This is a genomic window from Marinomonas profundi (genome assembly GCF_020694005.1).
Classification (GTDB): Bacteria; Pseudomonadota; Gammaproteobacteria; order Pseudomonadales; family Marinomonadaceae; genus Marinomonas; species Marinomonas profundi.
This window is the reverse complement of record NZ_CP073013.1, coordinates 1466870-1479846: the sequence shown is the minus strand read 5'-3', so window position 1 is coordinate 1479846 and position 12977 is coordinate 1466870. Positions and strand designations below refer to the sequence as shown.

The following is a 12977-nucleotide window of genomic DNA, read 5'->3' as shown; positions in this document are numbered from 1 at the left end:
CCTCTTTATGGATCTACTTGAGCGTCGTTCAGTTCTTGCTTTAGCGCTGATTTATTTATTCAGAATGTTAGGCCTGTTCCTTATTATGCCGGTTATCAGTGTGGCCGCTGATGGCTTAACTGGCGCGGATGCGGCGTTGATCGGGACAGCGATTGGTATTTATGGTCTGACTCAAGCGAGTTTGCAGATTCCAATGGGAATGTGGTCAGATAAAATCGGCCGCAAGCGCGTTATCGTCATTGGACTGTTGTTGTTTGCCGTGGGCAGTTTAATTTGTGCGAACGCAACGGACATAATGACACTGATATTCGGACGGGCGGTCCAGGGTGCGGGCGCTATTGCCAGTACCTTGATGGCATTATTAAGTGATGTGACGAGAGAGCAGAACCGTACCAAAGCCATGGCCATGGTGGGCATTAGTATTGGCGCTTCGTTTATGTTGTCTTTGGTATTGGGGCCCTGGATTTTTGCTTTAGTGGGGCTGTCGGGGCTTTTTTATCTGTCTTTTGCGCTCTCTTTACTGGGCATTGTCTTGATCATTTTTGCCGTGCCGAATATCGTTCAACATACTTTCCGACGCGATACGACACCCAGTATTCAGGCACTAGGTTTGGTGTTGAAAGATTCAAAATTGCGCTTCTTGAATGTCAGCGTCTTGTTATTGCACGCCAGCTTAACAGCGTTGTTTGTGACAGTGCCCAATTTGTTGATCCAGCAGTTTGATTTACCCTTGTCGCAGCATAGCTGGTTATACTTAGCCATCATGGGTTTTGCCTTCGCAGGTATGTTACCATTAGTGATTATTGCCGAATCAAAAGGTAAGACGAAAGACGTGCTGTTCGCCGTGCTGGTGCTGTTAGGCTTAAGCTCGATATTACTGCAATGGGCGCCCTACCTGTGGGTGTTTGGGGTCTTGTTATGGGTGTATTTTGTTGGCTTTAATTCACTGGAAGCGGTGTTGCCTTCTCTGCTTAGTAAGCTAGCACCGGTAGGTTATCGTGGCACGGCAATGGGGGTGTTTTCTACCCATCAGTTTATGGGGTCATTTTTGGGTGGTGTTGGTGGCGGTTGGCTGCTTCAGCATCATTCGAATAGCGGTGTCTTTTGGGTGGTCGGTGTGGTGTTCTTGGCTTGGGCACTTGTTTGTGTTGTCCAGCCGGCGCCTCGCCAGTTAAGCAGTCTGGCGTTTAGCCTGCCCAATATGACAGATGAAGAAGTAACGAAGTTGGCGGATCAACTTGCGCAAATCCAAGGAGTGGAAGGTATGCAATTTTTTAAAGATGAGCAAACGGCTTATCTGAAAGTCGATAAAAAAATATTAGACAAAGAGGCTCTGGTGCGTCTGGCACCGCAAGTGCGTCTTTAAGTAAAACACTATTCTATCTTTTAGTTGGAGAAGAACGTCATGGCACGTGGAATAAACAAAGTAATCTTGATTGGTAACGCAGGCAACGATGCCGAAGTGCGTTTTATGCCGTCTGGCGCCGCCGTTGCAAACGTTAACTTAGCAACAACAGAAAGCTGGCGTGATAAGCAAACGGGTCAAATGCAAGAGCGTACGGAATGGCATCGTGTCGCCTTTATGGACCGTGGTAACTTTCGTCTTGGTCAAATCGCTGGCGATTTTATTAAGAAAGGCTCTAAAGTCTACGTAGAAGGGTCGTTGCGTACTCGTGAGTGGGAAAAAGACGGCGTTAAACGCTACACCACAGAAATCGTTGCCAACGAAATGCAATTGCTAGACGGCCGTGGCGATAACGCGGGCCAGCAAGGCGGTGGTTACGATGCTCAACAAGGCGGCGGTTACGGCAGCGCGCCACAACAAGCCGCGCCTGCGCAAGGTGGATACGGCCAAGCACCTCAACAAGCCGCACCACAGCAGCACGCACCTCAAGGTGGTTTCAATCAGCCACAGGGCGGTTATGGACAGGCGTCACAGCAACCGGCTCACCAGCCAGCCGCTGCGCCACAACAGGCCGCGCCGCAGTCTTTCGGCAGCTGGGGTAACGCGCCACAGCAAGCACCGGCTCAACGCGCGCCACAGCAGCCAGCACCACAGCGCGCTCCAGCACCTGAGCCAAAACCTCAGCAAGCGCCAAACTTTGACGACTTCGACGATGACATCCCGTTCTAGCTTGTTAGCCCTTTGATACACAGGTGTTGACGTAATAAAGGCTCCTTTTAGGGGCCTTTATTGTTCTATAGTGGTGTGCTAAATAAGATGAGTAAATCAAAGAGGATGTAAGCTGTGGACGACGAAGATGAAACGTCTTTGTTCGCTCAAGAGGTGGCGGGCATTAAGCCACTGAAAAAAAGCGAAGTATATTTAGTTAAGAAAGGTCCTCAGGTCGATTTTTTGGTGCGCCAAAAGGCGGCGTTGATTGCGAAGGAGGCAGACAGAAATCATTTGTCGCAAGACTATGTGGAAAAGGTCGAGCCAAATGATGTGCTTGAATATAAGCGCTCTGGTGTGCAAGACGGTGTGTTTAAGCGTCTTAGGCAAGGTAAATATGGCATAGAAGCGCGTTTGGATTTGCATCGCCATACGGTGGCGCAAGCGCGAGAACAAGTGTACCAATTTGTTGATGACTGTATGCGTAATGATATTCGCGTCGCTATCATCGTACATGGCAAGGGCGACCGCACGCCAGATCCCGATAGCCAAGCGATGATTAAAAGTCATATTAATAAATGGCTGAGAGAGCTGGATGCTGTGATGGCGTTTCATAGCGCGCAACGGCATCATGGTGGTTTGGGGGCGGTGTATGTGTTGTTTAAGAAGACGGAAAAAGCGCGTTTGGACGATTGGGAAAAACACCAGAAGCGTTAATGCTTTGCTTCTATTGAAATGGGAGTATTCACGTTAGTTCGTGCAGTAAAAGCCATGTTTTTGCTATAATTCCGCCACTTTGCTGTCTTGGACTTATGTTGTCTTGAATGTGTCCAAGCTGCCCCAAAATATTATAATTATCGTATTCTAATTCTATCGAGGTAGAGAATGGCAAATAGCACCGCGCACCATCCTGCGTTTACGTTTCTTCGCAGTGAGTATATTGATGCTCTTAATGTAACTGTCCAAGAGTTTGAGCACACCGTAACGTGCGCTAAGCATTTTCATATCGCGTCCGAGAATGACGAGAATGTCTTTTTAGTGGGATTAAAAACGGTGCCGACGGATTCTTGCGGCGTCGCGCATATCTTAGAGCACACTGTGTTGTGTGGCTCTGAGCGCTTTCCAGTGCGTGATCCCTTTTTTATGATGATTCGTCGTTCGTTGAATACCTTCATGAACGCGTTTACCTCTTCTGATTGGACGGCGTATCCATTTGCCAGTAAGAATAAGAAAGACTTTAACAACCTGTTGGATGTGTATTTAGATGCGGTGTTCTTTTCGCGTTTGGATGAGTTGGATTTTTCCCAAGAAGGCCACCGCTTAGAGTTTGCCGAGCCTGACAACGCTGAGTCAGATTTGACCTTTAAAGGTGTGGTCTTCAATGAAATGAAAGGCGCCATGAGCTCAACCACATCCGTGTTGTGGCAAACGCTAACCAAGTATTTATTCCCCAACAATACCTATCATTTCAATTCTGGTGGTGAACCAGCCGATATTCCCGATTTATCCTACCAAGATTTGTTGGCGTTTTATCGAACCCATTACCATCCGTCTAACGCTGTTTTCATGACCTTTGGTGATATTCCAGCCGACACACTGCAGGCGGAATTTGAAGCGAAAGTTTTGAGTCGATTTGAACGTTTGCCCGTTGAAGATCAAGTAAGCGTACCCAACGCTAAGCGCTATTTTTCTCCGGTGCGAGTGGAAGAAGGTTATGCAGCGGATGAAGTGAAAGAAGATGGCAGTCATGTGGTGGTCGGTTGGTTATTGGGAGAAAGTACCGATTTGAACCAACAGTTTGAAGCGCAATTGCTGTCTAGCGTCTTGCTCGATAACAGCGCATCGCCTTTGATGCGAGTATTAGAAAACAGCGAACTTGGCCGTGCGCCATCGCCAATGTGTGGCCTTGAAGACAGCAATAAAGAAATGAGCTTCATGTGTGGGCTGGAAGGCGTTAAGCGAGAAGACGCACCGAAAGTCGAAGCCTTGGTGTTGTCGACACTCGAAAGCATTGCAGAGAAAGGCGTGCCACAAGACATGGTGGATGCCATGTTGCATCAATTGGAATTAAGTCAGCGTGAAATTGGCGGTGGCAGTTACCCTTATGGCTTGCAATTGATCTTGGCCGGTTTATCCACCGCCGTACATGCCGGTGATGTGATTGCTCAGCTTGACCTTGACCCTGTAATTAATGCAATGCGTGACAAGGTGCAGGATCAAGGCTATATCCCGAACTTGATTAAAAGCTTGTTGTTGTCCAATGCGCATCGGGTAACGATCACATTAAGCCCAGACGATGCTCTTGAAACCCGCCGTAATCAGGCGGAAAAAGACCGTCTCAGCAAGATTAAAGCCGCCTTGTCTGATACAGAAAAACAACAGATTATTGCCCGCAGTGCGGCATTGAAGACGCGCCAATCGCAAGTTGACGACATGAGTATTCTGCCGAAAGTGGGTTTAGAAGATGTGCCTGCGCGTTTGCCAGAATATGAGCATGAAAAAGTCGCGGGGGATTTGCCGATTACGTTTTACCCTCAAGGCACAAATGGCTTGGTTTATCAGCAGTTGGTGATTGACCTGCCTGAACTGGATGCAGAAGAAACGGAATATTTGCCTTTGTTCTCTTCTATGATGACGGAGCTGGGCATTGGGGAAGACGATTACCTTGCTGTGCAGGAGCGCCAAGCTCAGGTGTGTGGCGGTTTAGGCGCGTCTAACTCGATTCGTGCGACGATTGACGATCGCCAAGCATTGAATGGTTACTTTATTCTGTCCTCCAAAGCCTTGGTGCCCAATGTTCAGGCGATGAGCGAGTTGCTGAAAGACACCATGCTTAATGTGCGCTTTGATGAAGTGAGTCGAGTGAAAGAGCTGGTGGCGCAACGTCGTGCTCGTCGCGAACAGTCTATTACTGGCCAAGGGCACTCGTTGGCGATGACAGCGGCGGCAAGTGCGCTGTCCGGTTTGGCGTCGCAACAGGAAAAATGGAGTGGCATGTCAGGCATTCGTGCCGCGATTGCATTGGACGATGCGATGAAGGCCGACAGCAAAACCGCGGAAAATGTCTTGGCTATTTTCAAGCGTTTGCACGATAAGTTGTTGCAAGCGAACAAACAGTTGCTGCTTGTTGCAGAGCCTCAGCATGAAGCGAGCGTGATAGATCAGGTTCAGGCTGTTTTTGCCGATTTATCGACCGGTACCGCGCAGACTAAATTCTCGATGGCGGCGGTGGATTCTAAAGTGAAAGTCGCTTGGCTGACGTCGACTCAGGTGAGTTTTTGCAGTAAAGCCTTTCGTACCGCCTTTGGCGATCACCCAGATGTTGCCGCTTTGACGGTATTGGGTGGCTTCTTGCGTAATGGTTTCTTACATCGCGCTATTCGAGAGCAGGGTGGAGCTTATGGCGGTGGGGCGACGTTTGATGGCAGCACGGGGTCGTTCCGCTTTTACTCCTATCGTGATCCGCGTTTGACAGAAACCTTGGCGGATTTCGATGCTTCGGTTGCGTGGATGCTCGATGAAACACACACTGAAGAGGCGCTTGAAGAAGCGGTTTTAGGCGTGATTGGTTCGATGGATAAACCTGGCTCGCCAGCGGGAGAAGCGCAAAGTGATTTCTATGTGCATCTACATGGCCGCAGTTTAGCCTACAGAGAAGCGTTTCGCGCCAAGGTTTTGGCGGTGACAATCGAGCAGTTGAAACAAGTGGCTAAGACGTACTTAACCAAAGAAAACGAAAACATCGCCGTTGTGACGTCCACGTCTAAGCGTGCGGAGTTGGAAGCATTAGGGTTTGATATTCAAGCGCTGTAAAAAAGACTGAGGCCTTTGTACTGCAATGGTGCAAAGGTCTCAATTAATAACAAAAAACCAAACAGTTTTACTGACGGAAAATTAAATGGATCAGTTTCACGATATACGCCCCTACAACGACGATGAAGTCGCCAAGGTGTTGAATAATCTGGTTGAAATGCCCGATTTTATTAATACGATTATTGGCTTTCGTTTTGCCCAATGGCCTAGGTTTTTACGTGCGCCGTTGGCATTTTGCGTCAAACTGGCGCTAAAGCGTCAGATTGCTAATATTTCGAATGTTCATGAATTCCAAACGCGTGTCGCCAGCTACATGGAACGGATGATAAAAACCACGACCACGAATGTGGAATACCGTGGCATTGAAAAGCTAGAAAAAGGCGTTGGTTATTTGTTCTTGTCGAATCATAGAGACATCGCCATGGACCCTGCTTTTGTTAACTATGGTTTGTACTTGGCGGGGTTGAATACGGTGCGAATTGCCATTGGCGATAACTTATTGCGTCGTCCTTTTGTGTCGGACCTAATGCGCCTTAATAAAAGCTTTATCGTCAAACGCTCGGCCAATGGTATTCGAGAAATGATGGCGGCGTTTGGGCAATTATCTGCTTATATCACAGAGTCGCTGATGACAGATCAGGCGAACATTTGGATTGCGCAAAAAGAAGGGCGTGCCAAAGATGGTTTAGATCAAACCGACCCTGCGATTATCAAAATGTTCTTTATGAGCCAAAAGAAGGCAAAGACGCCTTTCGCTGACGCCATGGCGAACTTAAAAATTGTCCCCGTTTCGATTGCTTATGAATACGATCCTTGTGCCTTTGATAAGGCGCGCGAGTTGCATCAAAAGTCGACGACAGGGGCTTATGAAAAAGCCGAATTTGAAGACATAGACAGCATTAAAAATGGCATTGTCGGTCAAAAAGGCAAGGTAGTGGTTACGTTTGGCGATGTGATAAAAGACGGTTTTGAAACGCCGGAAGCCTTTGTTGCTGAAGTTGATCGTCAAATTATTACCCACTATGCGATTCAGTCTACTAATGAGGCGGCACTTGCTTTGCAGCAGGGTTTGCCTTCAGGTGACAGTGCGTTTTCGAATTACCTTGAGCGCTGCCCTGAGAATTTAAGAGAAACGGTGTTGGCTATGTACGCCAATCCATTGAAGCAACAAAAAAAGTATCTGAATAAATCATTCGAATAAGCAATGCGGGGAGTAAGGTGTCAATGAGCATGTTGGGGGCGTTGAGGTCGTGGGTCGGCTCAATAATATTCGCCATTTATTACATGGTATCCACCATTATATTTGGTGTGTTGGCGCCTTTCGCAACGGTTTTGTTGCCGAAGAATTATCGCCAGCCAGTATTGAATCTGCATAACAAAGGCTTATTGTTTGTCTTTCGGGTTTTTTGTGGTGTGAAGGTTGAGATTATTGGCTTAGAGCATATTAATAAAAACCGTCCCGTGGTGCTGGTGGCCAATCATCAAAGCGAGTGGGAAACCTATGTTTTGCAAGTGCTGATGGCGCCGGTTTCTACGGTATTGAAGAAAGAGCTATTGTCCGTGCCATTCTTTGGTTGGGGATTGCGTATGGTGCAACCTATCGCGATTGATCGCTCTCAGCGCACCAATGCCTTGAAGCAAATTATTAGTCAGGGCAAAGAGCGCTTAGACGATGGTCGCTCTGTGTTGATCTTTCCAGAAGGTACGCGCATCGCACCAAACGAAGAGCAAGCCTTTAATAAAGGCGCTGCCATGCTGGCCACGTCCGCAGGTGTGCCTATTCTGCCTGTGGTGCATAACGCGGGCTATACTTGGCCAGGTAAGCGCTGGCGTAAATTCCCCGGCTCGATTCGGGTGGTTATTGGCCCTATTATTGAGTCTGAAGGCAAGAAAACATCGGCTTTACACGATGAAATGGATGTTTGGATGCGAACGGAAATGGCGAAGCTGCCGAAAGGCAATGACTTTCTGTTTTAGCAAGAAGGCTTTAACGAAAAGCTGTTAGTGAAAAGACCCACTAGCGATTATAAAGTGGCCTACATAAAAAAGCCGCAATCAATTGGTTGCGGCTTTTTTGTGCTTTTGGTCCGTCTTGGCGTTTTACCGTGACGGATTATTTACGCTGTGTATTTTTTGAATACTAAGCTGGCGTTGGTGCCGCCAAATCCAAAGCTGTTAGACATAATCAGATTCAAATCTGCATTGTCTTTACGCGTCGTTACCACTGGAATGTTTCCGGCGGCTGGGTCAAGTTCATCTATGTTTGCGGAAGCGGCGATGAAGTTGTTTTCCATCATCAGCAAGCAGTAGATCGCTTCATGAACGCCTGCAGCGCCCAAAGAGTGGCCAGACAAAGACTTTGTCGAGCTGATCAAAGGGATTTTATCACCGAAAGTTTCGTTGACGGCTTGTAGCTCTTTCATGTCGCCAGCAGGGGTGCTTGTGCCATGAGTGTTGATGTAATCAATGTCGCCATCAATTGTGCTCATCGCCATTTGCATGCAGCGTACAGCGCCTTCACCGGAAGGGGCTACCATGTCGTAGCCATCAGATGTTGCACCGTAACCTACTAATTCAGCGTAGATTTTTGCACCGCGAGCTTTGGCGTGTTCTAGCTCTTCGATAACGAGCATACCGCCACCGCCAGCAATAACGAAACCATCACGGTTTGCATCGTAGGCGCGAGACGCTTTTTCAGGTGTTTCGTTGTATTTAGACGATAGAGCGCCCATGGCATCAAACATACAAGTTTGAGTCCAGCTCTCTTCTTCACCACCACCGGCAAAGACGATGTCCTGTTTGCCTAACTGGATAAGCTCCATGGCATTACCAATACAGTGTGCACTGGTTGAACATGCGGACGTGATGGAATAGTTAACGCCCTTGATCTTGAACGGTGTCGCCAAACAAGCAGAGACAGTACTGCCCATGGTTTGGGTGACGCGGTACGGGCCAACGCGCTTAACGCCTTTTTCACGTAGCGTGTCTGCAGAATCGACTAGATTTTTGGCAGATGCGCCGCCAGATCCAGCCACTAAACCAGTACGAATATTGGATACTTGGTCTTCTGTTAAGCCAGAGTCTAGAATCGCTTGTTGCATAGATACATAAGCGTAAGTCGCGGCATCGCCCATGAAGCGACGAATTTTGCGATCAATACTTTCAGCATCTAAGTCGATGCGACCACAAACATGGCTACGAAAGCCATGCTCTTTATAGTCTTCAGCGAAACGAATGCCAGACTGGCCCTCGCGTAAGGAGTTTAGAACGCTTTCTTTATCATTGCCAAGACAGCTGACAATGCCAAGACCTGTTACTACTACACGACGCATAAATGTGCCTCTTTCATTCTTAAACTTTAGAAGTTATCCGTTGACGTGAATAAGCCTACCCGCAAGTCTTTTGCGGTGTAAATTTCACGACCATCAACTTTAACACTTCCGTCTGCAATCCCCATCACTAACTTGCGCTCAATAACGCGTTTCAAGTTGATGTGGAAGGTAACTTTTTTCGCGGTTGGCAGAATTTGCCCAGTGAATTTAACTTCACCAGAGCCGAGGGCGCGACCGCGACCTTTATTGCCTTTCCAGCCTAGAAAAAATCCTACTAGCTGCCACATTGCGTCCAAGCCTAAACAGCCTGGCATAACTGGGTCGCCAGGGAAGTGACACGCAAAAAACCAAAGGTCAGGGTGGATGTCGAGCTCAGCAATAATTTCGCCTTTGCCGTGTTCCCCGCCTTCAGTCGAGATGTGAGTAATGCGATCCATCATTAGCATATTGCCGACAGGAAGCTGGGCATTGCCTGCACCAAACATTTCACCGTGGCCGCATTTTAATAGTTCGTCTTTTTCAAAAGATGAAGCTGTAGTCATTATAGTCCTATATCCACATCCAGCCGATGACTTAACAGGGTCTGGCGGATTTGTGTGGTCCAGATTGCAGTAAAAAATCTTGCTGATTATATCGGTTTGAAACTCTAATATGAATGTTTGAACGGAAAAAAACCAAATTACCTGCATAAAAAATGATCATTTTGGGCTCTGAGAGGAAAATAAGCTGGAAAATTGGGTTGTGAAGCTTGGCTTTAATGCGTTTTTTATTAAAAGGTCGTTTCTATGTGTTTTCTGTTAGGATCGTGAGTTTGGTTGTTCTTTACTGTTTTTGGGTGCCTTTATGAGTGTAAGTAACCGTATAGATTTAACGTCATGGCAGCATAAAGTGGGTGATGGCCATATCCAAGGATATCTTGGGCGAGTGGAAGAAAATCAGCCAACGCTTCATTTTCTGCATGGTAATGGCTTTTCAGTAAAGACGTATTTGTGCTTTTTGGAAAAGCTAAAAGGTTACAATTTGATTATGCAAGATGCGGCAGGTCACGGAGAATCTACCGCGGGAAAGCAGTTTATTGGCTGGAATGCGACTGCGTCTCGGTTTGTTGAGTCGCTGGATGCGCAGCGTGTGGCTTTGCCGAAAACCGAATTGATTGGTATGGGGCATAGTTTTGGCGGTTGCATGACCATGCTGATGAGTGAGCAAGAGCCTACGCTTTTTGATCGTTTGGTTTTATTGGATCCTGCGCTTTTTCCGCCGCGTTTAATTTGGATGATGCGCGGCGTCAAACTGGCAGGCTTAAAAAGTCAGATCCCCTTGGCTAAACAGGCTCGTCGTCGCCGGACGCAATGGGAAAGTTTTGCGCAAGTGAAAAGTAACTTTTTTGAAAGGGGCACGTTTAAAGGTTGGGAGTTAGCTTGCTTGGAAGACTATATTGCGTCTTCTATTAAGCATGATGAAAAAGGGCATTATCAATTAAGTTGTCCGTCGTGGATGGAAGCGGCGATATTTTCGAGTTATCCCAAGCGGCTCTGGGGGGCGATTGCGAAGATATCTGTGCCAACTTACATTATTCAGGGTAAAGAGACGTTTGATTATTTCAAAGAAGCTTACCAACTAGCAGCAAAGCTGAATCCGCACATTCAAGTCATCGAGGTCGACGGAGGGCATTGTTTTATGCAGCAGCATTCTGCGATGGCCGCTCAGGCGGTAATGGAGGCACTAAAAAACGCTTAATGTGGGAAAGTGAACGCAGAAACCAAACATAGCTTAAGCACTATGTTTGGTTTTTTAGTTTATGAACGGCTAGTGGCGGCGTTTTACCGATGCGTTGGCGAGTGCGACAAGTGCGGCTTTATAGTCCGACTCTGGCAATGACGCAATGGCTTGGATTGCTAGGTCTGCCTGTTGCTGTGCTTTTTGCTGGGTGTATTCAATCGCGCCACAGTTTTGCACATCATTGATAATCGTATCTAGCTGGTCAAGTCCGCCGGTTAGTATGGCTTGTCTGACCCGCTCTACGGCGTCTTTAGGGCCGTGTTTCATGGTGAATATGAGCGGTAAGGTGGGTTTGCCCTCGGCAAGGTCATCGCCAACACTCTTGCCCATTTCTTCTGCTGTACTGGTGTAATCCATCACGTCGTCAATGAGCTGAAAAGCGGTGCCAACGTGCGAACCAAACTGTCTTAGGGCCTCTTGATGTTCAGCGCTTGCGCCTGCGACAACGGCCCCACAGAGTGCCGCGCCTTCAAACAATTTGGCGGTTTTATATTGAATGACTTTTAAGTAACTTTCTTCTGTTGTGTCTGGGTCGCCACAGTTAATTAATTGCTGAACTTCGCCTTCGGCAATGATGTTGGTGGTTTTGGCTAAAATGCTCATGCATTGCATGCTGCCGACATCGACCATGATTTGAAAAGCGCGCGAATACAGAAAGTCTCCCACCAGAACGCTGGGGGCATTACCCCATTCTTCGTTGGCGGTTTTTTTGCCTCGACGCATATCGGATTCATCCACTACATCGTCATGTAATAATGTCGAGGTATGAATAAATTCGATAATGGTCGCCATCTGAATGGCTTGTTCGAGTTTTTTGGCGTCGAGTTCGGCGCTCGCTTTTGCCGCCAGCAATACCAATAGCGGCCTGAGCCGTTTTCCACCATTACTAATGATGTAGTAGCCGATTTGCTCTATGAGCGGGATGTCACTGCTAAGTTGTGACACAATATAGTCGTTCACTTGGCCAAATTCATTGGCCACAACATCGTGTATTTGTATAGGTTGCATGCAATTTCCGAAGCTAAATAATCCCAAGCTGATCAGCAAGTGTGCCACATGCTAGGTAAGGCTTGTGCCAGGGTCAACCCACAATGCAAAAAATCTATAAAGAGATTGCTTTTCGCTTGTATTAGATGGTGCGATTTTGTACAATCTCGCGTCCGATTTACCCACATTTTGCTCCCTATCATATGGTTAGTAATTTTTGTCCGATTCGGTCAGATGTTTATTGCCACTAGAAGTAGGTCAAATTCAATTTCAGTAGCCGGGTAAATCTTATTGGAGAAGAACATGTTTGCAGTGATCAAAACTGGCGGTAAGCAATACCGTGTAGAAGAAGGCCAAACCCTTAAGGTTGAGAAATTAGCTGTTGAAGAAGGTGGCGCGATTCAATTCGATGACGTTCTTCTTGTATGCAATGGCGACGACGTTAAAGTTGGTGCACCAGTTGTAGAAGGCGCTAAAGTAACAGCGGAAGTTGTTGCTCATGGTCGCGGAGACAAAGTGAAAATTTTGAAATTCCGTCGTCGTAAGCATTCTATGAAGCGTATGGGTCATCGTCAGTGGTTCACAGAAGTGAAAATAACTGGCATTAACTAAGCGCTAACTATTCAAATTTAAGGAGTAAGTTATGGCTCATAAAAAGGCGGGTGGTAGTACTCGTAACGGTCGCGATTCCGAGTCGAAACGATTAGGTGTCAAACGTTTTGGTGGTCAAGCCGTGATCCCAGGTAACATCCTTGTTCGTCAGCGTGGTACTCAGTTCCACCCTGGTGTTGGTGTTCAGATTGGTAAAGATCACACTTTGTTCGCTGTTGCTGAAGGCCAAGTGAAGTTTGAAGTGAAAGGTAAGTTGAAGCGTCGTACAGTTTCTGTCGTAGCGGCTTAATTGCTTACTAAAAAACTTAAAAAAAGCTCCGCGACGCGGGGCTTTTTTTTTG

The 12977-nt window shown here is 47.2% G+C and carries 12 protein-coding genes; 9 read left to right on the top strand and 3 right to left on the bottom strand.

Translation table 11 applies throughout. The annotated features are described in order from the left end of the window. Nucleotides 1–7 precede the first annotated feature (7 nt). The 6 genes from J8N69_RS06920 (at nucleotide 8) to J8N69_RS06895 (ending at nucleotide 7903) form a co-directional block, all read left to right on the top strand. Nucleotides 8–1366 carry an MFS transporter gene (locus J8N69_RS06920; protein WP_168826672.1) on the top strand — a complete coding sequence of 453 codons (1359 nt, stop codon included), beginning with the start codon at nucleotides 8–10 and terminating at the stop codon, nucleotides 1364–1366. A gap of 39 nt (nucleotides 1367–1405) precedes the next feature. Beyond that, entirely contained in the window at nucleotides 1406–2134 is a 729-nt protein-coding gene (gene ssb / locus J8N69_RS06915; RefSeq protein ID WP_168826674.1) for a single-stranded DNA-binding protein, read from the top strand. A 114-nt stretch (nucleotides 2135–2248) separates the two neighbouring features. Beyond that, the gene (smrA, locus tag J8N69_RS06910; protein WP_168826676.1) at nucleotides 2249–2830 is read left to right on the top strand and encodes a DNA endonuclease SmrA; all 582 of its coding nucleotides are present in this window, start codon (nucleotides 2249–2251) and stop codon (nucleotides 2828–2830) included. Nucleotides 2831–2998: 168 nt separating this feature from the next. Next, nucleotides 2999–5926, top strand: a complete 2928-nt coding sequence (locus J8N69_RS06905; RefSeq protein ID WP_168826678.1) for an insulinase family protein — start codon at nucleotides 2999–3001, stop codon at nucleotides 5924–5926. A gap of 85 nt (nucleotides 5927–6011) precedes the next feature. Continuing rightward, the gene (locus J8N69_RS06900; protein WP_168826680.1) at nucleotides 6012–7127 is read left to right on the top strand and encodes a 1-acyl-sn-glycerol-3-phosphate acyltransferase; all 1116 of its coding nucleotides are present in this window, start codon (nucleotides 6012–6014) and stop codon (nucleotides 7125–7127) included. 23 nt (nucleotides 7128–7150) lie between these two features. Beyond that, the gene (locus tag J8N69_RS06895; RefSeq protein ID WP_168826682.1) at nucleotides 7151–7903 is read left to right on the top strand and encodes a lysophospholipid acyltransferase family protein; all 753 of its coding nucleotides are present in this window, start codon (nucleotides 7151–7153) and stop codon (nucleotides 7901–7903) included. Nucleotides 7904–8043: 140 nt separating this feature from the next. Here the strand turns inward: J8N69_RS06895 and fabB are convergent, their stop codons facing one another. Beyond that, the gene (gene fabB / locus J8N69_RS06890) at nucleotides 8044–9258 is read right to left on the bottom strand and encodes a beta-ketoacyl-ACP synthase I (protein WP_168826684.1); all 1215 of its coding nucleotides are present in this window, start codon (nucleotides 9256–9258) and stop codon (nucleotides 8044–8046) included. Between the two features lie 26 nt (nucleotides 9259–9284). Then, nucleotides 9285–9800, bottom strand: coding sequence for a bifunctional 3-hydroxydecanoyl-ACP dehydratase/trans-2-decenoyl-ACP isomerase (fabA, locus tag J8N69_RS06885; RefSeq protein WP_111608653.1), 516 nt, complete (start codon nucleotides 9798–9800; stop codon nucleotides 9285–9287). Between the two features lie 301 nt (nucleotides 9801–10101). Here fabA and J8N69_RS06880 point away from each other — a divergent pair, with 301 nt between their 5' ends. Continuing rightward, nucleotides 10102–10995, top strand: coding sequence for an alpha/beta fold hydrolase (locus J8N69_RS06880; protein WP_168826686.1), 894 nt, complete (start codon nucleotides 10102–10104; stop codon nucleotides 10993–10995). Nucleotides 10996–11064: 69 nt separating this feature from the next. Here the strand turns inward: J8N69_RS06880 and J8N69_RS06875 are convergent, their stop codons facing one another. After that, nucleotides 11065–12045, bottom strand: coding sequence for a polyprenyl synthetase family protein (locus J8N69_RS06875; RefSeq protein WP_168826688.1), 981 nt, complete (start codon nucleotides 12043–12045; stop codon nucleotides 11065–11067). Between the two features lie 282 nt (nucleotides 12046–12327). On the opposite strand from J8N69_RS06875, the gene rplU reads away from it, so the two are divergent. Both rplU and rpmA read left to right on the top strand, forming a co-directional pair. Next, a complete protein-coding gene (rplU, locus tag J8N69_RS06870; RefSeq protein WP_012071898.1) occupies nucleotides 12328–12636 on the top strand; it encodes a 50S ribosomal protein L21 in 309 nt (102 codons plus the stop codon). A 31-nt stretch (nucleotides 12637–12667) separates the two neighbouring features. Beyond that, entirely contained in the window at nucleotides 12668–12925 is a 258-nt protein-coding gene (rpmA, locus tag J8N69_RS06865; RefSeq protein ID WP_168826690.1) for a 50S ribosomal protein L27, read from the top strand. Nucleotides 12926–12977 lie beyond the last annotated feature (52 nt).

Excerpts from the sequence above, each read along its gene's own strand:
- J8N69_RS06895 (WP_168826682.1), top strand. The coding sequence starts at position 7,151 with ATGAGCATGTTGGGGGCGTTGAGGTCGTGGGTCGGCTCAATAATATTC.
- J8N69_RS06875 (WP_168826688.1), bottom strand. The coding sequence starts at position 12,045 with ATGCAACCTATACAAATACACGATGTTGTGGCCAATGAATTTGGCCAA.
- J8N69_RS06920 (WP_168826672.1), top strand. The coding sequence starts at position 8 with ATGGATCTACTTGAGCGTCGTTCAGTTCTTGCTTTAGCGCTGATTTAT.
- rpmA (WP_168826690.1), top strand. The coding sequence starts at position 12,668 with ATGGCTCATAAAAAGGCGGGTGGTAGTACTCGTAACGGTCGCGATTCC.
- J8N69_RS06905 (WP_168826678.1), top strand. The coding sequence starts at position 2,999 with ATGGCAAATAGCACCGCGCACCATCCTGCGTTTACGTTTCTTCGCAGT.
- fabA (WP_111608653.1), bottom strand. The coding sequence starts at position 9,800 with ATGACTACAGCTTCATCTTTTGAAAAAGACGAACTATTAAAATGCGGC.
- ssb (WP_168826674.1), top strand. The coding sequence starts at position 1,406 with ATGGCACGTGGAATAAACAAAGTAATCTTGATTGGTAACGCAGGCAAC.
- J8N69_RS06900 (WP_168826680.1), top strand. The coding sequence starts at position 6,012 with ATGGATCAGTTTCACGATATACGCCCCTACAACGACGATGAAGTCGCC.
- J8N69_RS06880 (WP_168826686.1), top strand. The coding sequence starts at position 10,102 with ATGAGTGTAAGTAACCGTATAGATTTAACGTCATGGCAGCATAAAGTG.
- rplU (WP_012071898.1), top strand. The coding sequence starts at position 12,328 with ATGTTTGCAGTGATCAAAACTGGCGGTAAGCAATACCGTGTAGAAGAA.
- fabB (WP_168826684.1), bottom strand. The coding sequence starts at position 9,258 with ATGCGTCGTGTAGTAGTAACAGGTCTTGGCATTGTCAGCTGTCTTGGC.